At 67.5% G+C, this 26,082-nt stretch carries 23 protein-coding genes and 1 riboswitch; of the genes, 8 read left to right on the top strand and 15 right to left on the bottom strand.

The features are described 5' to 3' along the window. Nucleotides 1-24: 24 nt before the first annotated feature. The 8 genes from SNOV_RS00560 to SNOV_RS00525 form a co-directional block, all read right to left on the bottom strand. A complete protein-coding gene (locus SNOV_RS00560) occupies nucleotides 25-3,528 on the bottom strand; it encodes an autotransporter domain-containing protein (RefSeq protein WP_013164952.1) in 3,504 nt (1,167 codons plus the stop codon). A gap of 247 nt (nucleotides 3,529-3,775) precedes the next feature. Beyond that, nucleotides 3,776-4,765: a helix-turn-helix domain-containing protein gene (locus SNOV_RS00555; protein ID WP_187291087.1), complete on the bottom strand. Its 990-nt coding sequence runs from the start codon at nucleotides 4,763-4,765 to the stop codon at nucleotides 3,776-3,778. A 226-nt stretch (nucleotides 4,766-4,991) separates the two neighbouring features. Next, nucleotides 4,992-5,255 carry a hypothetical protein gene (locus SNOV_RS00550; RefSeq protein WP_041781881.1) on the bottom strand — a complete coding sequence of 88 codons (264 nt, stop codon included), beginning with the start codon at nucleotides 5,253-5,255 and terminating at the stop codon, nucleotides 4,992-4,994. A gap of 98 nt (nucleotides 5,256-5,353) precedes the next feature. Further along, the gene (locus tag SNOV_RS00545; protein ID WP_013164949.1) at nucleotides 5,354-5,575 is read right to left on the bottom strand and encodes a hypothetical protein; all 222 of its coding nucleotides are present in this window, start codon (nucleotides 5,573-5,575) and stop codon (nucleotides 5,354-5,356) included. A gap of 165 nt (nucleotides 5,576-5,740) precedes the next feature. Beyond that, entirely contained in the window at nucleotides 5,741-6,571 is an 831-nt protein-coding gene (locus tag SNOV_RS00540) for an ABC transporter permease (protein ID WP_013164948.1), read from the bottom strand. Between the two features lie 3 nt (nucleotides 6,572-6,574). Then, nucleotides 6,575-7,426, bottom strand: coding sequence for an ABC transporter permease (locus tag SNOV_RS00535; protein ID WP_013164947.1), 852 nt, complete (start codon nucleotides 7,424-7,426; stop codon nucleotides 6,575-6,577). Nucleotides 7,427-7,579: 153 nt separating this feature from the next. After that, entirely contained in the window at nucleotides 7,580-8,887 is a 1,308-nt protein-coding gene (locus SNOV_RS00530) for an ABC transporter substrate-binding protein (RefSeq protein ID WP_013164946.1), read from the bottom strand. 56 nt (nucleotides 8,888-8,943) lie between these two features. Then, nucleotides 8,944-10,050: an ABC transporter ATP-binding protein gene (locus tag SNOV_RS00525; RefSeq protein ID WP_013164945.1), complete on the bottom strand. Its 1,107-nt coding sequence runs from the start codon at nucleotides 10,048-10,050 to the stop codon at nucleotides 8,944-8,946. 362 nt (nucleotides 10,051-10,412) lie between these two features. Between SNOV_RS00525 and SNOV_RS00520 the strand changes: the two genes are divergently transcribed. Beyond that, a complete protein-coding gene (locus SNOV_RS00520) occupies nucleotides 10,413-11,375 on the top strand; it encodes a Bug family tripartite tricarboxylate transporter substrate binding protein (protein WP_013164944.1) in 963 nt (320 codons plus the stop codon). 251 nt (nucleotides 11,376-11,626) lie between these two features. Beyond that, on the top strand, nucleotides 11,627-12,589 hold the full coding sequence (locus tag SNOV_RS00515; RefSeq protein WP_013164943.1) for a Bug family tripartite tricarboxylate transporter substrate binding protein: 963 nt from the start codon (nucleotides 11,627-11,629) through the stop codon (nucleotides 12,587-12,589). Nucleotides 12,590-12,592: 3 nt separating this feature from the next. Here the strand turns inward: SNOV_RS00515 and SNOV_RS00510 are convergent, their stop codons facing one another. Together SNOV_RS00510 and SNOV_RS00505 are read right to left on the bottom strand one after the other, a co-directional pair. Further along, nucleotides 12,593-13,822 carry a URC4/urg3 family protein gene (locus SNOV_RS00510; protein WP_013164942.1) on the bottom strand — a complete coding sequence of 410 codons (1,230 nt, stop codon included), beginning with the start codon at nucleotides 13,820-13,822 and terminating at the stop codon, nucleotides 12,593-12,595. A 159-nt stretch (nucleotides 13,823-13,981) separates the two neighbouring features. Further along, nucleotides 13,982-15,250 carry a GTP cyclohydrolase II gene (locus SNOV_RS00505; RefSeq protein WP_013164941.1) on the bottom strand — a complete coding sequence of 423 codons (1,269 nt, stop codon included), beginning with the start codon at nucleotides 15,248-15,250 and terminating at the stop codon, nucleotides 13,982-13,984. A 215-nt stretch (nucleotides 15,251-15,465) separates the two neighbouring features. Between SNOV_RS00505 and upp the strand changes: the two genes are divergently transcribed. The 5 genes from upp (at nucleotide 15,466) to hemA (ending at nucleotide 20,452) form a co-directional block, all read left to right on the top strand. Beyond that, entirely contained in the window at nucleotides 15,466-16,131 is a 666-nt protein-coding gene (gene upp, locus SNOV_RS00500) for a uracil phosphoribosyltransferase (protein WP_013164940.1), read from the top strand. 156 nt (nucleotides 16,132-16,287) lie between these two features. After that, a complete protein-coding gene (locus SNOV_RS00495; RefSeq protein ID WP_013164939.1) occupies nucleotides 16,288-16,911 on the top strand; it encodes a HupE/UreJ family protein in 624 nt (207 codons plus the stop codon). Nucleotides 16,912-17,011: 100 nt separating this feature from the next. Then, nucleotides 17,012-17,112, top strand: a riboswitch (guanidine-I (ykkC/yxkD leader). Between the two features lie 98 nt (nucleotides 17,113-17,210). Continuing rightward, the gene (locus SNOV_RS00490; RefSeq protein ID WP_013164938.1) at nucleotides 17,211-18,431 is read left to right on the top strand and encodes an agmatinase family protein; all 1,221 of its coding nucleotides are present in this window, start codon (nucleotides 17,211-17,213) and stop codon (nucleotides 18,429-18,431) included. Nucleotides 18,432-18,572: 141 nt separating this feature from the next. After that, nucleotides 18,573-19,076: a hypothetical protein gene (locus SNOV_RS00485; protein WP_013164937.1), complete on the top strand. Its 504-nt coding sequence runs from the start codon at nucleotides 18,573-18,575 to the stop codon at nucleotides 19,074-19,076. A 149-nt stretch (nucleotides 19,077-19,225) separates the two neighbouring features. Next, nucleotides 19,226-20,452 (top strand): 5-aminolevulinate synthase, encoded by a 1,227-nt coding sequence (gene hemA / locus SNOV_RS00480; protein ID WP_013164936.1) that lies wholly within the window; start codon nucleotides 19,226-19,228, stop codon nucleotides 20,450-20,452. 3 nt (nucleotides 20,453-20,455) lie between these two features. Here the strand turns inward: hemA and SNOV_RS00475 are convergent, their stop codons facing one another. Then, entirely contained in the window at nucleotides 20,456-21,568 is a 1,113-nt protein-coding gene (locus SNOV_RS00475; protein ID WP_013164935.1) for an AbrB family transcriptional regulator, read from the bottom strand. Between the two features lie 101 nt (nucleotides 21,569-21,669). Here SNOV_RS00475 and hemN point away from each other — a divergent pair, with 101 nt between their 5' ends. Beyond that, nucleotides 21,670-22,989: an oxygen-independent coproporphyrinogen III oxidase gene (gene hemN / locus SNOV_RS00470; protein WP_013164934.1), complete on the top strand. Its 1,320-nt coding sequence runs from the start codon at nucleotides 21,670-21,672 to the stop codon at nucleotides 22,987-22,989. 108 nt (nucleotides 22,990-23,097) lie between these two features. Here hemN and SNOV_RS00465 read toward each other — a convergent pair whose 3' ends face one another. The 4 genes from SNOV_RS00465 to SNOV_RS00450 form a co-directional block, all read right to left on the bottom strand. Beyond that, nucleotides 23,098-23,739: a helix-turn-helix domain-containing protein gene (locus SNOV_RS00465; protein WP_013164933.1), complete on the bottom strand. Its 642-nt coding sequence runs from the start codon at nucleotides 23,737-23,739 to the stop codon at nucleotides 23,098-23,100. 95 nt (nucleotides 23,740-23,834) lie between these two features. After that, entirely contained in the window at nucleotides 23,835-24,167 is a 333-nt protein-coding gene (locus tag SNOV_RS00460) for a response regulator (protein ID WP_272481036.1), read from the bottom strand. Nucleotides 24,168-24,282: 115 nt separating this feature from the next. Continuing rightward, nucleotides 24,283-24,900, bottom strand: coding sequence for a response regulator transcription factor (locus SNOV_RS00455; protein ID WP_013164931.1), 618 nt, complete (start codon nucleotides 24,898-24,900; stop codon nucleotides 24,283-24,285). 11 nt (nucleotides 24,901-24,911) lie between these two features. Continuing rightward, the gene (locus SNOV_RS00450) at nucleotides 24,912-26,063 is read right to left on the bottom strand and encodes a two-component system sensor histidine kinase NtrB (protein ID WP_013164930.1); all 1,152 of its coding nucleotides are present in this window, start codon (nucleotides 26,061-26,063) and stop codon (nucleotides 24,912-24,914) included. Nucleotides 26,064-26,082: the final 19 nt, after the last annotated feature.

The raw sequence follows: 26,082 nt of genomic DNA, 5'->3' as shown, positions 1-26,082 counted from the left end.
CGCTTCAAAGGACGCCGCCTGCCGTCAGAACTCGACCGTCAGCCGCGCGGTGAAGCCGTTCTGCTGCGCGTCGGAGGCGAGTTGGCCGTTATAGGCGACGCCCAGCGTCGCCTGCGGCGTCAGGTTCCAGTCGAGTCCCGCCTCGACGACGGCGGCATTCTCCGCGATCGGCACGCCGGCGATGGTGAAGGGATCGCCGCCGGCGAAAGCCTGCGTCGAGAGCGGCGTCACGTCGCCGAAGGCGTGGCGCCAGCCGAGCGTGCCGCGCAGCGTGACGTCGGCGCCGGCGAGGCCGAGCCCGGCCGCGACGCGCAGGCCGAGGGTGGTGAAAGTGGTGTCGGTGGTCTGCCCGCCGGCATAAAGCGCCGCGGCACCCCATTGCTCGGTGAAGCCGTCACTGTCGAAGCTGACATAGGCGACGTTGGCGAAGGGCTCGAACGCCACAGCCTGCACATCGATGCGGTAGCCGAGCTCGCCGAAGGCCTGGAAGGTCGAGGCATCGTAGCTGCTCGTCAGGCTCTCGCTGAAGCCGGGGAAGGCGACGGAGCGGCTGGTGTCGATCTCGTGCCACGTATAGGCGAGGCCGGAGCGGAAGCCGAGATTGCCCCACTGCGTGCCGGTATAGATGCCGAGCGGGTAATTGTCGCTGCTGCCCGAGGAGGCGCGGGCGTCCACGTCGAAATTGGTCCGGCTGTAGCCGGCGATGACGCCGAGCCGCCAAGTCTCGAAGATCGGCGCGTCGGCGCCGAGAAAGAAGCCCCCGGTCGAGCTATTGATCTGCGCCGCGTTGCCGTCGCCGTCGATCTGGCCCCAGGAGCCGAAGCCCTGCCCCCAGATGGCGAAGCGGTCGGTGGTCGGAGCGGCGGATTGCGGCCCGCCCTCGCCATAGGCCATCACCGGCGAGACCGAGGCGCCGACGCCTCCCAGCGCCGCACGCACGCGGTCGATCGCCGCCTCGCGGACGAAGCGGCTGTCGTCGATCAGCACGCTCTTGGCCGAGGCGTGGATCTCGCCCGATAGCAAGTCGAAGGCACCGCGCGCCTGCGCGGCCGACAGGCCGAGCACCGCGTCATAGAGCGGATTGCCGAGACCGAGGCTTTCCGTGCCATTGCCGGTGGCGATCTGGTTCGGGGTCAGGCCGACCGCGCCGAAATCGACGTCGTTGCGGATGAGCGTGAGATAGACGTTGTTCGGGTCGTAGCTCAGCGTCGGGTCGAGGAAGGCGAAATCGGACGTCACCGCCGCGAACTCGCCGTCCACGCCGCCGTCGGCGGTGACGATGGTATAGGTGCGCAGGGGGCTGTAGGCGCCGGCAAGGCCGATATGCTCCACCGTGCCGCCCTCGATGGCGACGGTGCCGGTGGCATGGATTAGGTCGCCATTGCTGCTGTTGGGGTCGAGTTCAAGCTCGTAAGCGCTGCCGGCTGCGAAAGTCGCGTTGCCGGCGATGTTCAGCGTACCGATGGAGTTGCCGGGCGCGATGACGGCGCCGCCGGCGATGGTGGTCGAGCCGACCGTGCCCGTGCCCTGTAGGCGGCCGGCGAGGACGTCCAGCGTGCCGCCGAGCGTGCCGTTCACCGCCAGCGTGCCGCCATGGAGCGTCGTCGCGCCGGTAAAGCCGCTCGAATTGCCGGTCAGCACCGTGGTGCCGGAGAACAGGTCGATGGTGCCGGTGCCGGTCATGCCGGCGGAGAACTGGTAGTTCGTCGAGGTGTGGTTGAAGACGATGGCGCCGGTGCCCGGCCCGAAGACGATCTCGCCCGCCGCGAGCGTGCCCGGGGCAGCAGCCGCAAGCCCCTCGCCGGCGCCGATGTTCAGCGTGCCGGAGGAGCCCGCGCCCGCGGCGATCTCCACCGCACCGCCGACCTCGACTCGGCCGCCATCGGCGATGGTCAGCACGCCGGTGCCGTCGGCGCCGATGAAGAGATCGCTGCTGTTCAGCCAGGTCGCGCCGGAGACCGTCGCCTCGCCGATGCCGCCGGTCGAAGCGCCGATGCCCGCCACCACCGAATTTACCTGCGCGCCGTCCTCGACGAACATCACGCCATTGCCTTCGAGGCCGACGAAGAGGAATTCGTTGCTGGTGAGCGACGAGCCGGCGCCGCTGATGGATGCGCTGCCACCCGAGTTCGCTTCCATGCCGAGAAGGACGCTCTGCGCCTCCGCCGTGCCGCCGGCCGTGACCGACAGCGCACCGGTGCCCTCGTTGCCGATGCCCATGTTCCCGGTGTTGACGAAGCTCGCCCCCTCGCCCTCGACGTTCAGGATGCCGACGCCGGCGGCAAAGCGGCCGAGGACGGAATCCAGCGTGTTCACCGTGCCGCCATCGGTGACATTGAGCGTGCCGAGACCGGAGTGCCCGACGATGAAGGTCGAGCTGCTCGTCCAGTTGGCGCCGCTGGTGACGGTCGCGGTGCCGGTGCCGCCGAGCGCGATGTTCGCGCCGACGCTCGTCACGCTCGCACCGTCGGATACGGTGAACGTGCTCTCGCCGCCGGCACCGACGAAGATCTGTCCGCTTGCCGTGAGGCTCGAACCCGCGCCGGTGACCGTGCCCGAACCGGTGCCGAGGGATACGCCGACGGTATTGAATGCCGCGCCGGCCTCGATGAGCAGATGGCCGACGCCATCGCTGCCGATGCCGGTCGAGGCGGTTGTCGTCCACGTGGTGCCCACCCCGGTGATGGTCACCTGCCCGAAGCCGGTAGGGCCGAAGCCGACAGCGAGCGTCTGCGATTCCACCGTGGCGCCATCGGAGACCGTGACCGTACCGCTGCCTTCCTCACCGACGATGAATTCGCTGGAGGCGATCCAGCTCGTCGTGCCGCCGCTGATGTCGAGGAAGCCTTCGGACCCGTTGGCGGCGCCGACAGTCACCCGCTCGGTCTCCACGGTCCCGCCGGTGTCGACATTGACCATGCCGCTGCCGAAATTGCCGACGATCAGCGGATCGGTGACCGTCCAGGTGGAATCCGTGCCGGTGACCGTCACCAGGCCCGAGCCGACATTGCCGACGAAGGAATCGTTGCTGATGACCTGGCCGCCATTGGCGATGGTCAGGCTGCCGCTGCCCTGGTCGCCGACATAGAAATCGCCGGTGTTCGCCCAGACGGAATCGGTGCCGGTGACGACCACCGTGCCGGTGGAGCCGAGGCCCCGGCCGATATAGCCGTTGGTGGTCAGCAGCACACCGGCACCCTGCACCGTCAGCGAGCCGACCGCGCTGTTGCCGATGGTGAGATCGCGCGCATTGGCGCCGATGGCAAACACCGCCGGCGCGTTCACCGCGATGTTGTCGACCTCGGCGTCGGTGACGTTGTTGGGCAGGCCGGCGCTCCAGTTGCCGGGATCGAACCAGTTGTTCGAATTGGTGCCGGTCCAGAGCGTCTGCGCGCTCACCGGCGACGCATAGGCGAGCGCGATGACGGCGGTGGTCGCCAGCAGCGCCGCATGACGCGTGCGCCCTGAGCGCCCGTTACCCGCCTCCGCGGCCCGACCGCTCGATATACCCAGCTTCACCCGCGTCATAGACACATCCCCGAAACGCCATTGCGTCGCGGGACAGGCCCCTCCCCCGCGATGCGGGCGACTTTGGGTTAGGCATCATTGCACATGCAAGGAAATGAGACGCAGCGGAAGCAAATGTATCCCGGGGCGCCGAATCCGTATCCGGTAGTGCAAATCCCAAAACTACACTGTGGAGAGTGAAGCTGATCTCTGCTTCGATTTTCGAATCGTTTACTTTGCCGCCGCAGGACGACGCGCCCGGCTCATTTCACTTCAGCTGGCGAACCCAGTGCCACATGGTCGTGTCGTCGCCGGGCCGCTCGAACAGGCGGCGCCCCTCCGCCGCATGCGCCCGCACCTCGCGCGGCGTGACGCCGAATTCGCGGCGGAAGGCGCGGACGAAATTGGTGCGGTAGGCGAAGCCGTGCAGCTCGGCGACGTCGGCGATGCTGCGGCCCTGCTGGGTGGGATCGGCGAGCATCGCCCGCGCAAGCTGGAGCCTGCCGCGCGTGACATAGGCCGCCACACCGCCATGCGCCTCGAACAGGTAGTAGAGCTTGCGCGTCGAGATGCCGAAGGCGGCGGCGATGCTCTCGCCGCTCAATGCGGGATCGAGCACATGCTGGTCGATATGCCGGCTGATCTGCCGGGTCAGGACGAGCTGAACCGAGGCGGCGCTCTCCTCGCTGATCGAGGCATTGAGCGCGGCAGCGGCCAGTTCGATGGTCGGGCGGACGATCGCTTCCGCCTCGTCCGCGGTCATCGCGCCGGCACCAGCATAAAGGCCGGTGAGATGGTTGCGCAGCAGCGCGGCGAGTGGCGCATTGCCGGGGATGCGGCGCAGATTGTGCTCATCCGGCGTCTTCAGCAGCGGCGCCAGCAGCCGCCGCGGTATCGTCAGGCTGAGGCTGTCATGATCCGTCGTCGCGGTCGCCTGCGCCTGCGCAAGGTCGGCGATGATGAGATCGCCCGCATTGGCCTGGTCGGCGGCCCCGCCGTCGCGACGTCCGTGGCTGCCTCTCAGGCAGACCTGCAGCGTGATGTGGTCGAGCCCGTCGCGGCCGATGCGGGCACGGGTGCGGTCGAAGCTTTGCGCCACACAGCTATAGCCGGTCAGCAGGATCTCACCGAGATGATAGGCGTCGGCGCGGAAACTGAAGCGGTCGGCCTTGTTGCGCAGGCGCACGTCGTAGAAGACGCCGAGGCTCTCCTGCCACAGCGCGATCGCCTCCTTCTGGGGGAGTGTGCCGGAGTCCATGACAATGTGCTGGACGCGCGGGTCGGCGGCAATCGGCGCCAATAGTTCGGAATTCGCAGTTTCCGTCATGCCGACCCAGAGTTTTCGCCAGTGCTCAGGCTAACCAGCTTCCATTATCATGGTCAATCCGCAAGCAGCGCGCTGTCTGATGCCTCCTATTCCAGATGAAAGCCGGGCTCTGCTGGTTCAACCGGAAAATGCGGGACCAATACTTCCCGCCGACGTGCTAGCGTGCGACGAAGAAGGTCACGAGCGCGAGGACGCCGGCGGCGACATAGAGCAGTTGCTTCGAGGACGGCCCGAGCAGGTGATAGGCCGCGGCGCAGACAAGGCAACCGGCGAGCGCGATGGTGCCGAGCAGCGCCGAGAGCCGCCCGTTGGCGCCCTGTATGGCGGCCAGCACATAGCAGAAGGCGAAGGCCGGCAGAGCCAGGAGCAGATAGAGCCGAACGATCTTCCGACGCGCTTCGGGCGTGTCCCGCGTACTCATTCCCAGCCACCGAATGCCACCATTCTGCGGCACGCTAACCGTCGGGCGCACGCGGTGCAACCTCCCGACGCCGCTGCGTCAGGAGGGGCGCGTGCCGATCAGCGGATGAACTCGATCGTGTCCAGCGCGATAAGCTGGCTGCCGTCGTAATTGTTGTCGTGCAGCCGGCAAAGCATAAAGCGGTCCGCGACTTCGATCGGTCCGTAGGCGGTGACCAGATCGCCGCTGCGCAGCTTGATGGTCAAAGCGTGCTTGCGGTCGTCCTTGGCCACTTCCTTCAAGAGATCGCAGATGGTGCGGTCCGTGGTGCAGATGTTCATGGCGTTTCTCCCGTCACGTCCATGCCGCTTGCTCGGGGCCGGCTCAGGCCGGCCACGCGACTTATTCTGGACACCAACCAGCCACGAAGTATCGGGTTCCCTACTGATTCCGGCAAGAAATTTGTCGCAAGCTTCTGCCCGGTCACGGATTTCCGCAGGGTCAGGTCAGCCGGCAACGCGCCGTGCCCGCCGCTTGCGCAGCACCGCGATGGTCACCAGCGCGAGGATGATCACGCCCATGGAAAACACCGTCGTCACCGTGCCCAGCGCATAGAGCACCGGCGTGGTGACGTTGGTGGTCATGCCGTAGATCTCCAGCGGCAGCGTGTTGAAGGTGCCCGAGGTCATCAGCGTGCGGGCGAACTCGTCATAGGACAGCGTGAAGCCGAACAGGCCGACGCCGATCAGGCTCGGCAGGATGATCGGCAGTACCACATGGGCGAAGGTCTGCCACGGGCTCGCGCCGAGGTCGCGCGCGGCCTCCTCATAGGCCGGGTTGAAGCGGTTGAACACGGCGAACATGATCAAGAGGCCGAAGGGCAGCGTCCAGGTGAGATGCGCGCCGAAGGCCGAGGAGTACCAGGCCGTCTCCAGCCCTAACACGTTGAAGGCAAGGCCGATGCCGAGCGAGATCAGGATCGAGGGCACGATCAGGCTGGCGATGGTCAGGTAAAACAGCGGCCCCGACCCGAGGAAGCGGCGCCGGAAGGCGAGGCCCGCCAGCAGCGACACCACCACGGTGGTGAGCATGGTCATGATGCCGAGCACGAGCGAGCGGGTGAAGGCGCCGCCGAAATCGCCCACCGCCTGCTGCTCGAACAGGAGATTGTTGAACCAGCGCAGCGACACCCCGTTCATCGGGAAGGTGAGCCCGCCATTCGGCCCCTGGAAGGACAGGATGAAGATCGTCGTCAGCGGCCCGTAGAGGAATAGCACGAACAGCACGAAGAAGGCGGTGAGCACATAGAAGCCGGGGCCGCGCTTTTCCGAATTCATCGCTCACAACTCCCGGCGGATGTTGACGATGCGCAGGATGCCGCCGACCAGCAGCAGCACGAGGACCAGCAGGATCACCGCATTGGCCGCCGCGGCCGGGTATTGGAGCAGTGCGATCTGGTTCGCCATCATCAGGCCGACCGAGGCCGACTGTCCGCCGGACATGAAGCGCACGGTGATGAAGTCGCCCATCACCAGCGTCACCACGAAGATCGAGCCGATGGCGATGCCGGGCTTGGCCAGCGGGATGATGACGTTGGTCAGTATCTGCAAGGCATTCGCCCCGGCGTCGCGCGCCGCCTCGATCAGCGCCCGGTCGATGCGCATCAGCGTGTTGAAGATCGGCGTGACCATGAACAGCGTGTAGAGATGGACCATCGCCAGCACCACCGCGAAGTCCGAGAACAGCAGGAACTCCAGCGGCTGGTCGATGACGCCCATGGTCATCAGCGTCTGGTTGAGCAGCCCGTTGCGCCCGAGGAACGGGATCCACGAGATCATGCGGATGATGTTCGAGGTCAGGAACGGGATGGTGCAGACCAGGAACAGCACCATCTGCGTCGTCGCCGAGCGGATGTGGAAGGCGAGGTAGTAGGCGACCCAGAAGCCGATGAACAGCGTCACCGCCCAGACGATGCCCGTGTATTTCAGCGTGTTGAGATAGGTGTTCCAGGTCACCGGAGAGGTGATCGTCTCCTCGTAATTGGTGAAGACGAAGGCCGGGAAGATCTGGATCGAGTCGTAGTCCCAGAAGCTCACCATGACGATGGTGGCGATCGGCAGCACGAGGAACGCCGTCAGGATCAGCGTCAGCGGCGCCGCCTGCAGATAGGGAGCTATCCGGGAGAGGGTCATGAGCAGTGCTGCCACCGGGACTATGTAGCGACCGAATGCCTGCTGGCGTCGTCATCCCCGGGCTTGGCCCGGGGATCCACGTCTTTCTTGCCGTCCGCCCTCAACCAAGGCGTGGATGGCCGGGCCAAGCCCGGCCATGACGGCGTCCTTGCCTCACGCCGCGATGAACTCGTTCCAGCGGCGGACCATGTAGCGGTCCTCGTCCATCACCGAGTTCCAGCAGGCGACCGCGCCCATGCGCTGCTCGAAGGAGCCGCCGTCGCGCACCGCGCCGGCCGTGTACATCACCTTGCCTTCCGGCGAGAGGATGTCGGCCTTGGCGGGCTGCCCGAGCATCCAGAACGCCCATTCGTCCGGCGTCATGTTCTTCTCGGCGGTGGAAAGAACGGCCGAGTAATAGCCCTGGCGGTTGAGATAGGCGCCGACCCAGCCCGACAGGTACCAGTTGATGTACTCATAGGCCGCGTCGAGCTGCGCGCCCTTCAGGTGCTTGGCCATGCCGAGGCCGCCGCCCCAGGCGCGGTAGCCCTCTTCCAGCGGCTGGTAGACGCAGGGGATGCCCTTCGAGCGCACCGCCGCCACCGCCGGCGACCACATGGACTGGATCACCACCTCGCCCGAGGCCATGAGGTTGACGCTCTCGTCGAATGTCTTCCAGAAGGCTCGGAACTGGCCGGCTTTCTTGGTCTTGATCAGGAAGTCGATGGTGAAATCGATCTCCTTCTTCGTCATGTTGCCCTTGTCGGCATATTTGATCAGCCCGGCGCTCTCGCAGATCATCGCCGCGTCCATGATGCCGATGGACGGGATGTTCAGGATGGAGGTCTTGCCCTTGAAGGCCGGGTCGAGGATGTCCTTCCAGTTCTTGATCGGCCGGCCGACGAGGTCGGGGCGGATGCCCAGCGTGTCGGCGTTATAGATGGTCGGGATGAGCGTCATCCACTGGGTCGGCTCCTTGGCGAACTTCTTGGAATCCGGCCCTTCGACGAAGCCGACCGTGCTCGGCGCGGTGCCCTGCGCGATCTTCGATTCCGGGGTCAGCTTGCCGGTGGTGAAGATCGGCACGATCTGGTCGTAATACTTGATCTTCTTCACGTCCATCGGCTGCAGCGTGCCGGCGGCGAACACTTTCTTGCAGATCCAGTATTCGATGTCGGCGATGTCGAAGCTGTTGGCTTGCGTGACGACGCGCTGGGAGACGGCGTCGGAATCCAGTGCCGTCATCTGCAGGGTGATGCCGAGGTCGGCCTTGCACTTCTCGGCGATGGCGTTGAGGTTCGACACGCCGGTGCCGAACTGGCGCAGCGTGATCGGGTTCTGAGCCCAGATGGTGGGGAAGCCGGTGATCGCTCCCGAGCCCGCGGCGACGCCACTGAAGGCCGCGGCGCCCTTGAGGACGTTGCGACGGCTAATGCCCTTGGCGCCGCTGGCGCCGATGCGATCCGAAGTGTTCTTGCTCATTGCAGTCTCCCGAGCGTTGGTCGGCGATGGCGTCAGTCGAACGGCTAGGCTTTGGGTCAGGCCGAGGGCGAGGCCTCGAGGATGTGGACGTCCTGCGGCGTCCAGGTGAGTGGCACGGCGTCGCCCACGCTGAGCGGCGCGGCGAAGAAGGCGGTCTCCGGCACCTGCACCGAGAATTCGTCGATGCCGGGCGCGGCGAGCGCCACCTGCACCTTCTGGCCGTGATATTCGATGTTCTGCACGAGCCCCGTGAGGCCGCAGCCGGGCTCCAGCCCGGCGCCGAGCTTCACCCGGTCGGTGCGCACGGCGATCTCGACCGGCGCTCCCGGTTCCAGCCCCGGCGCGAACTGGGAGGTTCTTGGCGCCTTGAACGAGGCGCCACCCGGCACCTCGAAGGTGACCGTCTCGGATCCCGCCTCGGTGACGCGGCCGGCGATCACGTTATGGTCGCCCATGAAGCGGGCGACGAAGGCGGTAGCCGGCCGGTTGAACACTTCGCGCGGCGTCGCCGCCTGCTCGATCCGCCCGCCATTCATCACCACCACGAGGTCGGAGAGCGCCATCGCCTCCTCCTGGCTGTGGGTGACGTGGATGAAGGAGATGCCGAGCTGCAATTGCAGCTTCTTCAGCTCCTGCCGCACCTTGACCTTGAGGAACGGGTCGAGCGCCGAGAGCGGCTCGTCCAATAGCAGCGCCTGCGGGTCGGTGATCAGCGCGCGGGCGAGCGCCACGCGCTGCTGCTGGCCGCCGGAGAGCTGGGCGGGCCGGCGCTCGGCGAGATGGTCCATCTGCACGAGCTTGAGCATCTCCAGCGCCTTGGCCCGGCGGGTCGCCTTGTCGACGCCCTTCATCTTCAACGAGAAGGCGACGTTGTCGACGATGTCGAGATGGGGGAAGAGCGCGTAGCTCTGGAACATCATCGCCGTGCCACGCTTGGCCGGCGGCAGGTCGGAGACGACGCTCGCCCCGAGGCGGATATCGCCCTCGGTGATGCTCTCGTGTCCGGCGATCATGCGCAGCGTCGTGGTCTTGCCACAGCCGGATGGGCCAAGCAGGCAGCAATAGGTGCCGGCGGGGACCTTGAGCGACACCGCGTCGACCGCCAGCGCCGTGCCGTAGCGCTTGGTGACCTGGATAAGCTCTATGTCGGCGCCCTTGCTCATGTCGTCGGCAACGCTCCCACTTCATCGCTCCCGGCTGCTGCAATCGAGGTCAGACTAACGCAAGCGATATGCCAGTTGCGCAAAAGATGGCGGCGCGCCATGGCGGTGCGAGCTTCGGCCCGGTGGGCCGCGCGCGGCCGGCAAAAGCGCCCATCAATTGGGCATCGTATGCTCAAGCTGCACAGATTGGATACGATCCCGCGTCAGATTACATCCAATCCTTCTCCGCCCATGGTCGAACACCGATGGAGATTGAGCGGAGGCGCCCTATACCGCAATGTGGGCGTGGACAGGCAGCACGGGATCCGCGAGAGGTCCGGCTGCGCCCGCACCGCGCATTTGCACCAAGGGAGGTCGCCTCAATGCTTCGCTCGCTCTTTGCCGCCGCCGTCACTGCCGTCCTCGCCGCAGGCGGCGCCGCGGCCCAGGATTTCCCGACCCGGCCGATCACCATGGTCATCCCCTTCCCCGCCGGCGGCTCGACCGACCTTGTCGGCCGGCTGATCGCCGAGCGCATGACCGCCGAGCTCGGCCAGCCGGTGGTGGTGGAGAACAAGGGCGGCGCCGGCGGCAATCTCGGCGCCGCGCAGGTCGCCAAGGCCTCGCCCGACGGCTACACCATCCTCATGGGCACGGTCGCCACGCACGCGCTCAACCCGGCGCTCTACAAGAAGATGCCCTATGACCCGGTGAAGAGCTTCGCGCCGGTCTCGCTGCTCGCCATCGTGCCGAACGTGCTGGTGGTGAACCCGGAATTCCCGGCCAAGACCACCGAAGAACTGATCGCCCTGCTCAAGGCCAATCCCGGCAAATACTCCTACGCCTCCTCCGGCAACGGCACCCCGCTGCATCTCTCGGGCGAGTTGTTCAAGAGCCTCGCCGGGGTCGACATGCAGCACATCCCCTATCAGGGCGCGGGCCCGGCGCTGATCGACGTGATCTCCGGCCAGGTGCCGATCATGTTCGACAACCTCCCCTCCTCCTCCGGCCACATCAAGAGCGGCAAGCTGCGGGCACTGGGCGTCACCACTGCCAAGCGCGCCCCCTCCTTCCCCGACCTGCCGGCGATCGCCGAGGTGGTGCCGGGCTACGAGACCTATACGTGGAACGCGCTGTTCGCCCCGGCCGGCACGCCGCCGGAAGTCGTCGCCAAGCTCAACGCCGCCGCGAACAAGGCGCTGACCGATCCCAAGGTGCAGGCGCGCTTCAATGACTTCAGCGCCACGCCGGTCGGCTCGACTCCGGAAGAGCTCGGCGAGCATGTGAAGAAGGAGATCGCCAAATGGGCACCGATCGTGAAGGCGACCGGCGCCCAGCTGGATTGATGTGAACGGCGGGCGTCATCTCGTCCGCCATCCAATGGCGTCATCCCGGCCGAAGCGACGCGCAGAGCCGGGATCGCTCTCCAATATCGACGCGATCCCGGATCGGCCTTTGGCCGTCCGGGATGACGGTTCAAACAGGAACACCGTCATGGCCGGGCCTGCCCCGGCCATCCACGCCTTGATCCGCCGAAGTCACGGATGGCCTCGCCGCCCGTCCGGCCCCATGATGGCGCGAGCTTGGGGGCTCCATCATGCATCGTGTCTTATTCGCCGCGGCCGCCGCCGTGCTTCTCTCGCTGTCATCCGCTGGCGCTCAGGATTTTCCGAATCGGCCGGTCACGCTCGACATACCCTTCCCCGCCGGCGGATCGACTGACCTCGTGGGTCGGCTGATCGGCGAGGGCATGAGCGCCGACCTCGGCCAGCCCGTCATCATCGAGAATCGCGGCGGTGGGGGCGGGAGCCTCGGAACCGCCCATCTCGCCAAGCAGCCGCCGGACGGCTACGCGGTGATGATGGGCACGGTCTCGACCCACGCGCTCAACCCGGCGCTCTACCGCAACCTGCCCTTCGACCCGGTGAAGAGCTTCGCGCCCGTGTCGCTGCTCGTCATCGTGCCGAACGCGCTGGTCGTCCATCCGAGCTTCCCGGCGAACACGGTCGAGGAGTTCATCGCCCTGCTCAAGGCCAATCCCGGCAAGTATTCCTACGCCTCCGCCGGCAACGGCACGCCGGGGCACCTGTCGGGCGAGCTGTTCAAGACCATGGCCGGCGTCGACATGCAGCACATCCCCTATCAGGGGGCGGGGCCGGCGCTGGTCGACGTCATCTCCGGGCAGGTGCCGATTATGTTCGACAATCTGCCAACCGCCTCCGGTTACATAAAGAGCGGCAAGCTCAAGACGCTCGGCGTGACGACGCTGAAGCGCGCGCCGTCCTTCCCCGACCTGCCGGCGGTCGCGGAGACGCTGCCGGGCTACGAGACCTATAGCTGGAACGCGCTGTTCGCCCCGGCCGGCACGCCACCCGCCATCGTGGCGAAACTGAACCAGGCCGCCAACAAGGCGCTGGCGACGCCCAAGGTGCAGGCGCGCCTCGCCGATTTCAGCGCCGTCTCGGTCGGCTCGACGCCGCAGGAGCTGGAGGCCCATGTGAAGGCCGAGCTCGCCAAATGGGCCCCAATCGTAAAGGCGTCGGGCGCGCAGCTGGATTGAGGCTCAGAACACCGTCCCGTCCGCGTCGATGGCGATCGGCGGCGGGCCGGCGGGCGGGCGGCGCTCGGCGGCGATGCGGCGCCCGGCACTCCAGGTGCCGCCCTGCAACAGCTTGGCGAGCGGGAACTGCGAGGCGTCGAGGCCGAGCCGCTCGCGCACGCGGCCGGCCAGCAGGTCCATAAGCGCCACGGTGAGCGCGCGCCATTCTACCACCAGCTCGGACGACACCGGGTGCTTCTGCGCCGGATCGATGGGCTGGCGCGGCACGATCACCTCCAGATCCACCAGCAGCCCGCCATTGCGGTACTCGGGCAGCGCGGTCAGCTCATCGAGCTCGGTGACGGCGAGGCCCGCCGCCTCGAAGGGCTCCAGCAGCGAATAGGTCAGCCATTGCGACAGCTTGTGAAACGGCACGAGCTGGTCGGAGAGGTCGGCGACCCGCACCGCCGGATGGCGGCCGACATCGCCCAGCGCGACGCCCTCGACATCGAGGCCAGAGGGCCAGATGGAGGACAGCCCGTCGAGCAACGCGCCGAGTATAGCGGGCGCCGGCAGCCGGCCGATCTTCGCCTTGGGCAGCAGCGCATCATAAAGCCCGCCCGGCCGTGGCACCTCGGTGCCGAACAGGTCCGGCCGCGCCGCGAGCGCGTTGCCGAGCCGGTTGATGAGCGCCACCCGGCCGGACACGCCGACCAGCGGATTGTCGTCCGACACCTGGAATTGCTTCGCCAGCGTCGCCGCATCGAGGCCGATCAGCGCTTTTGCATCGGCGCGCAGCGGCACCTTGGGGTCGGAGGAAAAACCGCCCACCTCGAACATGCGCAGGCTCGCCACGGCGAGGCCTTCCGAGCGGGTGACGGTCAAGCCCGTCGCTTCTTCGCGGTAGCGCCAGGCGTCGCCGGCGCCGGCATCGAGCAGCACGCTCACCACGGCGAGGTCGATCATGACGCGGGCGCGTTCGGCCTTATCCGCGCCTTCGAGCCTACCTTCCAGCGCGGCCCAGCGGTCGACCCCGCCCGCGTCGAAGTGCCGCCAGCGGCTGTGATAGGGGATGTCGAGGGTCGGATAGGCCTGCCGCGTCACCTGCGCGACATAGTCTGCCACCCCGTCCAGCGCCGCCTCGTCGACGGTGAAATGCGGCGAATGCCCGACCCGCACATAGTCGAGCACCTGATGGCAGCGGGCGCGCACCGCGGCGGGCGAGCGCAGGGCGACGAGTTCGGGCGGGGTCATGCAACTACTTTCTTCAATGCCACCTCATCCTGAGGTGCGAGCGCAGCGAGCCTCGAAGGATGCTCCTCCCGGACGGCTCTGCGATGACCATCCTTCGAGGCCCGGCGTTGCCGGGCACCTCAGGATGAGGTTGGACGGAAGCGGAAGGAAGTCGGGACCCTACTCCTCCAGCGCCCGTCCCTGCGTCGCGTCGAACTGGCTCTGGAAACCGACGCCGTAATAGCCGGCGGAGACCTTCGCCTCCATCTCGACCCGCGCATCGGAGGGGATCAGCTCGTCGGGGATCGGCACCCGCTCGACTACTTCGATGCCGGCGCGCGCCAGCGCGTTGAACTTCATGTCGCTCATCGAGGCGAAGCGGTCGATGCGCTTGATGCCCAGCCAATGGAACACGTCCGGCATCAACTCCTGGAAGCGCATGTCCTGAACGCCGGCGACACATTCGGTGCGCTTGAAATAGGTCTCCGGCAGGTCGCCGCCCTCCTGCCGCTTGCGCGCATTGTAGACGAGGAACTTCGTCACCTCGCCGAGCGCCCGGCCTTCCTTGCGGTTGTAGACGACGAGGCCGACGCCGCCCTTCTGCGCCATCTCCACGCAGATCTCGATGCCATGGGCGAGATAGGGCCGGCAGGTGCAGATGTCGGAGGAGAACACATCCGAGCCGTTGCACTCGTCATGCACGCGGCAGGCGAGCGGGGTGATGCCGTCGCCGATCTTCGAGGGGTCGCCGAACATATAGAGCGTCATGCCGCCGATGGGCGGCAGGAACACCTTGAGGTCGCCGCGGGTCACGAGCTCGGGGAACATGCCGCCTGTGTGCTCGAACAGCGCCCGGCGCAGCGCGCCTTCCGAGACGCCGAAGCGCTCGGCAATGCCGGGCAGGTACCAGACCGGCTCGATCGCCGCCTTGGTGACGCGCACGTCGCCCTTGGGGCCGATGATGTCGCCATCGATGGCGAGCCGCCCGGCGCGGATCGCGTCACGGATCTCCGGCATATCGATATGGGCGCGGGTGATGGCGATGGTCGGGCGCACATCGAGCCCGGCCGCGATCTCGCCGGCGAAGGCTTCGCCCACCATGTGGCCATAGGGGTCGAGCGAGACGATGGCCTTCGGGTCGCCCCATTGCGGGTGCGGGCCGATGGCATCGGAAGGGGCGGTGTTGGTGAGGTCGGCGCGGAAATCGGCCGGCAGCGCCCCGGCGGCGATGGCCAGCGCGCGATAGACCGAATAGCCGCCGGCATGGGCACCGATGGCGTTGCGGCGCTTGGGATCGGTGAGTGTGGCGACGACGGGCCCGCGCTCGGCGGGCGTGGGCGCTCCCCAGTTCAGGCTGGGCGCGTCGGCAGCGACGCCGGTCGGCGCCCCGTGGGAGGTGAGGACGATGTGGTTGCGGGAACGACCGCCTGCATTGGCATTGACGGACATGATCAACTCGCTTCTCCGTCCGGCGAGTGCGCCGGACAACGGAAGCAACAGATGTGAGCGCGAAACCCCGGCTTCCGCAAGGGGGCGGCGGCCGGCAAGCGGAAAAACGGACGAAATGGTCCGTTTCTTGTATCGCGTTTCGCGCTATCCTGCCCTCAAGGGAGACGCGACGGCCCGCCTTTCGCGGGCCGCGCCACATAATCCAGAGCGAGCCCATGAACGCGCCCACCGTGCTGACCGACGTTGCCCTGCCGCCGACCACCATCGTCGTCGACCACCCGCTGATCCAGCACAAGCTCACCCTGATGCGCCGCTCGCGCACGCCGGCCAACGAGTTCCGGCTGCTGCTGCGCGAGATCAGCATGCTGCTCGCCTATGAGGTGACGCGCGACATGCCGACCGAGCTCATCGAGATCGAGACGCCGCTGGCGACCATGCAGGCGCCGATCCTCTCGGGCAAGAAGCTCTGCCTCGTCTCGGTGCTGCGCGCCGGCGGCGGCATCCTCGAAGGCATGCTGGAAATCCTGCCGGCGGCGCGCGTGGGCCATGTCGGGCTCTACCGCGACCCGGTCTCGCTGCAGGCGGTCGAGTATTATCTCAAGCTCCCGCGCGATATCTCCGAGCGCACCGCCATCGTGCTCGACCCGATGCTGGCGACCGGCAATTCGGCGGTGGCGGCGGTGTCCGAGGTGAAGGCCGCGGGCTGCCAGTCGATCAAGTTCGTCTGCCTCATCGCCGCTCCGGAAGGACTGAAGGTGATGCACGAGGCGCATCCCGACGTCACCGTCTATGCCGCGGCTGTCGACAGCCACCTCAATGACCACGGCTACATCGTGCCCGGCATCGGCGATGCCGGCGACCGCATCTTCGGCACCAAATAGCCGCCTTGGCACGGCCGCTGCATGGGCTGAGGTCGGGGCGCGAAGCGGATTGACCGGGTCGGCCCCCGGCCTATGCTCGCCGTGCCAAATCATCCTACGCAGACGTACGCACCGGGGGCACCCGAAGGCGGCCTGCCTTTTCCACGAGGGATCGTCATGTCCAACTTCGTCCCGTCCGGCGTCCGACGTCACGCCACCCGCGGTGCGCTCGCCGCCCTGCTGGCGCTCAGCCCGAGCCTCGCCTTCGCCCATCCCGGCCACGGCGGTGCGGTCGGGTTCTCGCACGGCTTCCTGCACCCGATCGGCGGCCTCGACCATGTGCTGGCCATGGTCGCGGTCGGCATTTTCGCCGCCAATCTCGGTGGGCGCGCGCTGTGGGCGGTGCCGGCGACCTTCGTCGCACTGATGGCGACCGGCGGCGCGCTCGGCATGTATGGCGTGGCCGTGCCCTTCGTCGAGATCAGCATCGCTGCCTCGGTCATCGTGCTCGGCAGCGCGGTGGCGCTCGGCTGGAAGAACTGGCCGCTCGGCGCCGCTATGGCGCTGGTCGGCTTCTTCGCCGTCTTCCACGGCCACGCCCATGGCGCCGAGATGCCGGCCGACGCCTCTGCCCTCACCTATGCCGCCGGCTTCATGCTGGCGACCGCCTTGCTGCATGTCGCCGGTATCGGTGCCGGCATCGCCATCGGCAAGGCCGGCGCCAATGCGCCGCGCCTCACCCAGGCGCTCGGCGCCGTGGTCGCGGTGGCCGGCGTCGGCCTGCTGACCGGGGTGATCTGAGTCTTCGTCTTCCGGCCGGCGCCGAAAACTTCGGCGGCGGTCCTCGGCATTTGCCGCAATTCCGGGCTTCCGGTCCGCCGGAAGCCGATCTACCCTTCGATGCAAATGTCCCTAGGGTTCCGGCGTCCTGTGACGCGACTGGTCCGAGAGGGGCAGCCCGGCCTTACGCCGGGTCCACGGCGGGACAAAAGCCCGGGAGGCTCGCGCGGCGGCATTCGCGGCGAAGACCCTCCGGCTCACCCGCCCGAGGTCTCCTCGCTAAGGCCGCCTGAGGTCTTTCGGCGATGAGGAGACAGACGATGCGTCATTTCCCCGAACCTACCGCCCCCCAGCGTTCCACCCGTGTCGCGGGCCTGCGCCCCGCCCCGTCGCGCCTGCGCCGGCATCATCCCAATTTCGAGATCAGGGAGATGCAGGGCTGGCGCTCGCTCGAAGCCGAGGAGAAGCTCTCCGAGAATGGCTGGCGCAAGGAACAGCAATGGGCGCTCGACATGGGCCTGCCAGGCGCCGATTCCATCACCGACAAGTCGATCCCGACCTTCGCGCGTGGCGAACTTCCGCACTTCGCCGGCATCAACACCTTCCTCAAGGCGCCCTATGTCGAGAATGTCCGCGACGTCGGCAAATATGACGCCGCCGTGCTGGGCATCCCGTTCGACAGCGGCACGACCTATCGCCCCGGCACCCGCTTCGGGCCGCAGGGCATCCGCCGTATCTCGGCGCTCTACACGCCCTATAATTACGAACTCGGCATCGACCTGCGCGAGCAGATGACGCTCTGCGACGCCGGCGACGTGTTCACCATCCCCGCCAATCTCGAGAAGAGCTTCGACCAGATCTCCAAGGGTGTTTCCCACGTCTTCTCGTCCGGCGCGCTGCCGATCATGCTCGGCGGCGACCATTCCATCGGCTTTCCCTGCGTGCGGGGGATCGCCGAATGCACCTCCAAACGCATCGGTATCATCCATTTCGACCGCCACATCGACATCCAGGAGAAGGATCTCGACGAGCGCATGCACACCACGCCCTGGTACTGGGCGACGAACCTGCCGAACGTCTCGCCGAAGAACCTCGTGCAGCTCGGCATCGGTGGCTGGCAGGTTCCGCGCTACGGGGTGCAGGAGGCGAGGAAGCGTGGCACCAACGTCCTGACCATCGACGACATCGAGAAGATCGGGCTCGAGAAGACCGCCGAGATCGCGCTGGAGCTGGCGTGGAAGGATGCGGACGCGGTCTACATCTCCTTCGACGTGGACAGCATCGATTGCGGCTTCGTGCCCGGCACCGGCTGGCCGGAGCCCGGCGGCTTCCTGCCGCGCGAGGCGCTGAAGATCCTCGGGCTGGTGGCCGCCGAGGGCCTATGCGGGCTGGAGGTCGTGGAGGTCTCCCCGCCCTACGACACCTCCGACATCACCGCTTTGTTCGGCCTGCGCGTCGTCGTCGAGGCGCTCGGCTCGATGGTGGCGCACGGCAAGCTCGGCTCGCACCGGCACATGATCGACAAGCCGGTGAGTTTCTAGACCGGCACCCCACTGACCATCCTTCGAGGCCCGGGCTTTGCCCGGGCGCCTCAGGATGAGGATGCTCTCGGTCCACGAGCAGATCCTCCTCATGCTGAGGCGCCGCCGCAGGCGGCCTCGAAGCACGCAGGAGGCTGAAACATGCACCGCGGCCACGATCATCACCACCACGACCACGGAGCGGGTGGCCATAGCCACTCACATTCCCATTCGCACGCTCACCACGCGGCTCCGAACCACGGCCACTCGCCGCGTCCGGCGGCGCAGTGGCAGACGCCGCATCTGCCCGAGCCGCCGGAGGACAGCGACCATGCGCATGTCGAAACGGATATTGATCTCGTCGAGAAGGCCTTCGTCGAAGGCTTCGCCGGCGCCAGCGATCCGACCAGCTTCCTGCGCCTCGCTAATGTCCCGTTCGACGCCATTACGACGGACGGAACCCGCGTCAGTCTTTTGCGCGTCGAGACCGACGAGGTCACCGATGTCGGCGCGGTGATGCCGCATCTGGGCGGTGGCAGCTTCCGCTACGATCCGCTCCCCGCCCAGATGGTCTCGCGCCGTAAGCGCCTGCGCTTCGTCTATTTCGACGGCCGCCAGACGCTGCCTTTGACACTGGCGGAGGTACGCACGCTCGCGCAGACGTGAGGAAGCGGCTTTTCCAATAGGCGCGCCCGATCGCCGCGTCCGGGTTTTCTCGGGTTGATCGGAACCGCTCCAAAGTTCATGTTGCCCGAAGAGCGCCCCTGCCCTTGCGGACAGCGGCCCGGTTGGGATGCGCCGAACTGGGATGCACCATGGACTACGCCCGTTTCTTCCAGAACGCCGTCGACACGCTCAAGCAGGAGCGTCGCTATCGCACCTTCGCCGAGATCGAACGCGATAGCGCCCGCTTCCCGCATGCGGTCTGGCACTCGCCGCAGGGCGCGCGCGACATCGTCATCTGGTGCTCCAACGACTATCTCGGCATGGGCTGCCACGAGACCGTGGTGGAGGCGATGTGCGCCACCGCCCGGCAGGCCGGCGCCGGCGCCGGCGGCACCCGCAACATCTCCGGCAACAGCCACGCCATCGTCGAGCTTGAAGCCGAGCTCGCCGACCTGCACGGCAAGGACGCGGCGCTGGTCTTCACTTCCGGCTACGTCTCCAACCAGACGGGCATCTCGACTCTGGCCAAGCTCATCCCCGACTGCCTCGTGCTGTCGGACGCGCTGAACCACAATTCGATGATCGAGGGCGTGCGTCAGGCCGGCCGCGACAAGCAGATCTTCCGCCACAACGACCTCGCCCATCTCGAAGAGCTGCTGAAGGCGGCGGGCGACCGGCCGAAGCTCGTCGTGTTCGAGAGCGTCTATTCGATGGACGGCGACGTGGCGCCGATCGGGGCCATCTGCGACCTCGCCGAACGCTACAATGCGATGACCTATCTCGACGAAGTGCATGCGGTCGGCATGTACGGCCCGCGCGGCGCCGGCGTCGCCGAGCGCGACGGGGTGATGCACCGGGTCGACGTCATCGAAGGCACCCTCGGCAAGGCGTTCGGCGTGGTCGGCGGCTACATCACGGCCAGTCGCGCCATCGTCGACGCGGTGCGCTCCTATGCGCCGGGCTTCATCTTCACCACCGCCCTGCCGCCGGCCGTCGCCGCGGCGGCCGCCGCTTCGGTGCGGCACCTGAAGGCGTCGGGCACCGAGCGCACCCGCCAGCAGGCGCAGGTCGCTAAGGTCAAGCGCGCGCTCGATCTCGCCGGCCTGCCGCAGATCGTCACAGACACCCACATCGTGCCGGTGATGGTCGGCGACGCAGAGGCGTGCAAGGCGGCGAGCGACATGCTGCTCGCCGATCACGGCATCTATATCCAACCGATCAACTACCCGACCGTGCCGCGCGGCAGCGAGCGGCTGCGCATCACTCCCGGCCCGTTCCACGACGACGCGCTGGTCGCCCAGCTCGCACATGCGCTCGTGGATGTGTGGAGCCGGCTCGGCCTGCCCTTCGTCACCCGAGCCGAAGCAGCGGAATAGCCGTCAGTCCTTCGGCTCGGTCTGGTCGATCTCGACATTCTCGGACGGGATCGCCGCCCGGCCGAAGAACATCCGCGTCACCAGCGGGATCGCTAGGGCGAGGCCGAGGAAGCGCGTGAGGTGGTGCGCGGCCACGAAGGCCGGGTCGAGGCCCAGCACGAAGGCCATGATAGTCATCGCCTCCAGCGCGCCGGGCACATAGGCCAGCAGCACCTTGGTGAACGGCTCGCCGGCAAGCCACGAGCCGAGGAAGGCGAAGGCGAGCGCCACCAGGGTGGCGATCGCCAGCGCCACCATCGAATCCACCAGGAAATGGCGCAGCGTCCGGATCTTGGTGCCGGCGAAGCGGCTGCCGGTATTGGCGCCCAGCACCACGAAGCCGATGATGAGGAAGATGTCGGGCAGCCGGCCCTCGATCAGGCCGAAGCCGTGCACCAGCGCACTCGCCAGCATCGCGCCGACCATGGCGCCGCCGGGAAAGCGGATGCGCTCGGCGATGAAGGCGCCGGCGATGCCGACGCCGATCGACAGCAGCGCTGTCGCAAGATCCGGCACCACCGGGTTGATCGGCAGCGTTCCCGCCGGCTCGTGGCCGAAGCCGCCGAGCGTCGGCGGCAGCAACGTGACCAGGATGAACAGCCGGATCGACTGGCCGAACACGACGCGTCGGGTGTCGGCGCCCGAGGTCTCCGCCATCACCAGCACGGTGGAGAGCGCGCCCGGCGCGGCGGCGAAGAAGGCGCTGCGACGGTCCCAGCCGGCGATCCGTTCCAGATAGAACACCACCGCCACCATCATCACCGGCACCGAGACGATCAGCACCAGCATCGTCACCGGCCAGGTGGTGATGCCGTGCAGCGTATCGGGCGTCACCGCCGAGCCCATGGAGGTGCCGAGCAGGATGTAGGTGGCGAGGCGGATGTTGCGCTCTACCCCGACCGGCGCCCCCGCCAGGGCGGCGATGCCGGTCGCCACCAGCGCCCCAGACAGCCAGCCCGCCGGCATGGCCAGCCAGGCGAAGAACCCGCCGCCGGCAAAGGCGATGACGAGCGTGGCAGCAAGCCAGACGAGGCGGCGCGTAGGGGTGAGACGCGTCAGGAAAGGCGGCAGGAGCATAGGCGGACCGGCAGGTGCATGGCCGGCATGTGGGGCAGATCGCGGCCGGAGGTTTGCGCGGGATCAATGCGCCGAATGCCGTTCCGGGTCAAACAACCAACATGCATAGTTCAACCCTGCTGCACGCAGAGCGGGCCGTTCCCCGCTATACTTCGTATCCCACCGCGCCGCACTTCACCGGTGACGTCGGCCCGCAGAACCACGCCGCGTGGCTGTCCACGCTCGACACCGGGGCGAACCTCTCGCTCTATCTGCATGTGCCCTTCTGCCCGGCACTCTGCTTCTATTGCGGCTGCACCACCAAGGCGACGCGCCGGCCTGAGCCAGTGGCGGCCTATGTGGCGCGGCTGGAACGCGAGATCGAGTTCGTCGCCGCTCATGCCGGCGGGCGCACCGTCACCCATATCGCCTGGGGCGGCGGCACGCCGAGCCTTGTCGGCGGCAAGGCGCTGCGGCGCCTTTATGACCGAATCAGCGAAGCCTTCGATCTCGACCGGCTCACGGAGCACGCTTTCGAGCTCGACCCGCGTGAGGTCGACGAGGAGATCGCAGACGCGCTCGCCGCCATCGGCGTCGACCGGGTGAGCCTCGGCGTGCAGGATTTCAGCGCCCATGTGCAGCGCGCCATCGGGCGGGTGCAGCCCTTCGGCACGGTGGAGCGCGCCGTGCGCCTGCTGCGCGAGGCCGGGGTCTCCTCGGTCAATCTCGACCTGATGTACGGCCTGCCGCACCAGAGCGAGCGCGACGTGCGCCGCACCGCGCGCCTCGCCACCCTGCTCGGGCCGGAGCGGCTCGCTCTGTTCGGCTATGCGCATGTGCCGTGGATGCGGCCGAACCAGAAGATGATCGACGAGAAGGATCTCCCCGGCGCGGCCGAGCGGCTGCAGCAGGCGGAGGCTGCGCGCGAGGTGCTGCTCGCCAACGGCTATGCCGCGGTCGGGCTCGACCATTTCGCCCGCCCGAACGATCCGCTGGCGCGCGCCGCGGCGGCGGGACATCTGCACCGCAACTTCCAGGGCTACACGGTCGACGCGGCGGACGCGCTGATCGGTCTCGGCGCCTCCTCCATCAGCCGCTTCCCGCAGGGTTTCACCCAGAACGCGCCGGACGCCGCCTCCTATATGCGCGCCGTCGACGCCGGCCGGTTCGCCACCGCGCGCGGCATCGCCTTCACGCCCGAGGACGTCGCGCGCGGCGCCTATATAGAGCGGCTGATGTGCGACCTGCAGGTTGACCTCGACACGCCGACCTTCGACGAGGCGGCGCCGCGCCTCGCCAGCCTCGCCGCCGACGGGTTGGTGACCATAGAAGGTCACCACGTCGCCATGACCGCCACCGGACGCCCCTTCGTGCGCCTCGCCGCCGCCGCCCTCGACGCGCGGCTGCAGCAAACGACTGCGCGCCATTCGGCCGCGGTGTGATCCGATGGAGGCCCAAAAGAAAAACGCCCCGCGCGAGCGGGGCGTCGAGGCGATGGAAGGGATTGGTCGTCGCACGCTCCGGCGATACGCAGCCGGTATTTCTCCGTGTCAGAGCGCGCCGGCGAGCCGGCGCATGCTGCCGCGGTCCTGGATGCGCACCTCGTCGGCGCGCTGGAGCGCCACGAAGCCGCGCCGCTTCAGTTCGGAGAAGGCCCGGCTCACCGTCTCCAGCGTCAGGCCGAGGAAATCGGCGATCTCCTGCCGGGTCATGGAGAGATGCAGCGTGCCCCCGACCATGCCCTCGGGCATGAGGCGCAGCAGGAAGAAGGCGACACGCTCCAGTGCCGACATGCGGCCGAGCACGAGCGCGTGGGAATGCATAACGCAAAGCTGGGCCTCGAAGCGCCGCAGCAGCCGGCTCGCCAGCACCGGATCGCGCTCCAGCGCGCTGCGCTCATGGGTGGCGATGGTCGCCGGCGTCAGCGTCTCGGCCGAGCAGGCATAGGCGTCGTCATGGGCGAGGCCGAAGACATCGCCGGGCCCGAGCAGCTCGACCACCTGGCGGCGCCCGTCGGGCAACAGCTTGGTGAGCATCACCGCGCCCTCGACCACTTCCATGATGCGCCGAGCCGGATCGCCCTCGTGCAGCACGGTGACATGGGTGGCGACCCGCAGGCCGGGATGGTGCGGCTCGGCATAGGACGGCTGGCGCGTCGGGCTTCCGGTGCGTTCTTCGACGATCTGTCGCATCTGGCGCTCCACCTTCTGTGTGCAGAAACCTTAGGCGGCGGGCGGCGGTCGCACAGTTCGGTGGGCTGCGTAAGGGACTTTCCGGAGCGGCGGGGCTATTCGGCCGGCAGCACACGGGTGATGGTGTCGGCGTCGAGCGGCTTGCGCACCAGCCAAGTCGGCTTCAATCCGCGCAGCTGGTGGTCGATGAAGCTCTGCGACTGGCCGGTGATGACCATCACGCGCGGCGGGGTGGCGAGGTTGAGCAGCCAGCGCACCAGCTGCGCGCCGGGAATGCCGGGCAGGCTCAGATCGACGATCACGGCGTCCCGTCCCTCCGGCGGTGGCGCCTTGAACAGGCTTTCCGCGTCGGGATAGGCAATCACCTTATGACCGACATTGCCGAGGATGAGGGAGAGCGAATCGCTCACACCGGCATCATCTTCCACCACATGGACGCGCAACGATTCTCTCCCACGTTTTGTCCCCGAAAGTGGAAAAGACGTGCTGCGTCAGCAATTCGTAGGGATGCGTAGAGGTTCCTGCTGCCCAGGCCCGCAGTCCTTAAGCCCGCATGTCCTTGAGCACGATGCGCACCAGGTCGGCGGCGTTCTTGGCGCCGAGCTTCTCCATGATGCGGGCGCGGTGCACCTCGATGGTGCGCGGCGAGATGCCGAGCTTGCGTCCCGCCTCCTTGTTGGAGGCGCCGGAGGCGATCTGCACCAGCACCTCGCGCTCGCGCGGTGTGAGCATCTCGTGGCCGGGAAAATGCGCCGTCAGCAGGTCGCCCGGTTCCGAGGAACCGCGCCGGCTGTGCGCCTCGATGGCATCGCGCACGCGCTCGACCACCGTGTCGGCGTCGAACGGCTTCTCGATGAAATCGAGCGCGCCGTGGCGGATCGCGTCCACCGCCATCGGGATATCGCCCTGGCCGGAGATGATGAAGATCGGCGCCGGATAGCGGTCCGCCTCCAGCTCCTTGAGGATGTCGAGGCCGGATCGGCCGGGCATGTGCACGTCGAGCACGATGCAGGCCGGCACATGGGTACGGGCCACCGAGAGGAAGGCCGCGCCGTCCGAGAAGCTGCGTACGTGGTAGCCTTCAAGACTGAGCACCAGCGAGAGCGCGTCGCGCACCGCGGAATCGTCGTCGACGATGAAGACCTCACCCAGCTGCGCCATCGCCTGCTCCTTCACCCCACTTCAGCCGGCGCGGCCGCCGCTGGCAGGACCAGCGAGAAACATGCACCCCTGCCATTGCCGCCCGGATCCACCAGAAGGTCCCCCCCGTGGTTCTGGGCGATCGTCCGCGAAATCGCAAGGCCAAGACCCATGCCGCGACGTTTTGAACTGGCGAAGGCCTCGAACAGCTTCGACAACGCCTCCGGCGCGATGCCGGGCCCGTTGTCCTGCACTTCCAGCACCACCGTGCCATCCGCGCTGCGGGTGCGGATATGGATCGCCGGATCGGTCATGCCGGCGGCAGCCTCGATGGCGTTGCGCACCAGATTGACCACGATCTGCTGCACCTGCACCGGGTCGACCGAGACCGGCGGCAGGTTGGTGCCCTGCTTGCGATCGATGCGGATACGATGGCGCTGGCCCAGCAGGGTGAGGTCGATCGCCTCGTCGATCAGCGGGTCGAGTTCGCGCACATGCCGCTCCGGCTCACGCTTCTCGACGAACTGGCGCATGCGCTGGATGATGTGGCCGGCGCGCTCGGCCTCGCCCGCCGCCTTGTCGAGGATCTCGCCGACGACCTTGACGATGTCGACGCCCTTGGCGTGGGCGCGCCTGATCGCCTGCAGGTAGAGCATCAGCGCGGTGAGCGGCTGGTTGAGTTCATGGGCGATGGCCGCGCCCATCTCGTCGATCGCCGAGACGCGGGCAAGATGCACGAGTTCGCTCTGCAGGTCGGCGAGGCGCTGCTCGCTCTCCTTGCGCGGGCGCAGGTCGCGCAGGATGCCGATGAACTGCCGCCCGTCCGGCGTTGCCGCCTCGCCGACCGACAGTTCCAGCGGGAAGATGGTGCCGTCGATATGACGCCCGCGCACTTCGCGGCCGATGCCGATGATCTTCTTCACGCCGGTGCGAATGTAGCTGCCGAGATACTCGTCGTGCTCCCGCGCGTACTCGATCGGCATGACGATCCTGACGTTCTGCCCGATCGCCTCGGCGGCCGCGATGCCGAACATCTTCTCGCAGGCCTTGTTGAAGATGAGAATGCGCGCATGCTCGTCGATGACGATGATGCCGTCCGCCGCAGTGTCGAGCACCGACAGCAGCCGCGCTTCCGACACGGTCGGCGGAGGAAGCGGTCCGGGGGGAGAACTGAACTCGCGCATACAAACAGTCTGCGTCGCC

It is taken from the genome of Ancylobacter novellus DSM 506, assembly GCF_000092925.1.
Lineage (GTDB): Bacteria > Pseudomonadota > Alphaproteobacteria > Rhizobiales > Xanthobacteraceae > Ancylobacter > Ancylobacter novellus.
Note: the sequence above shows the minus strand (reverse complement) of the source record. Positions and strands in the feature narration are given on the sequence as shown.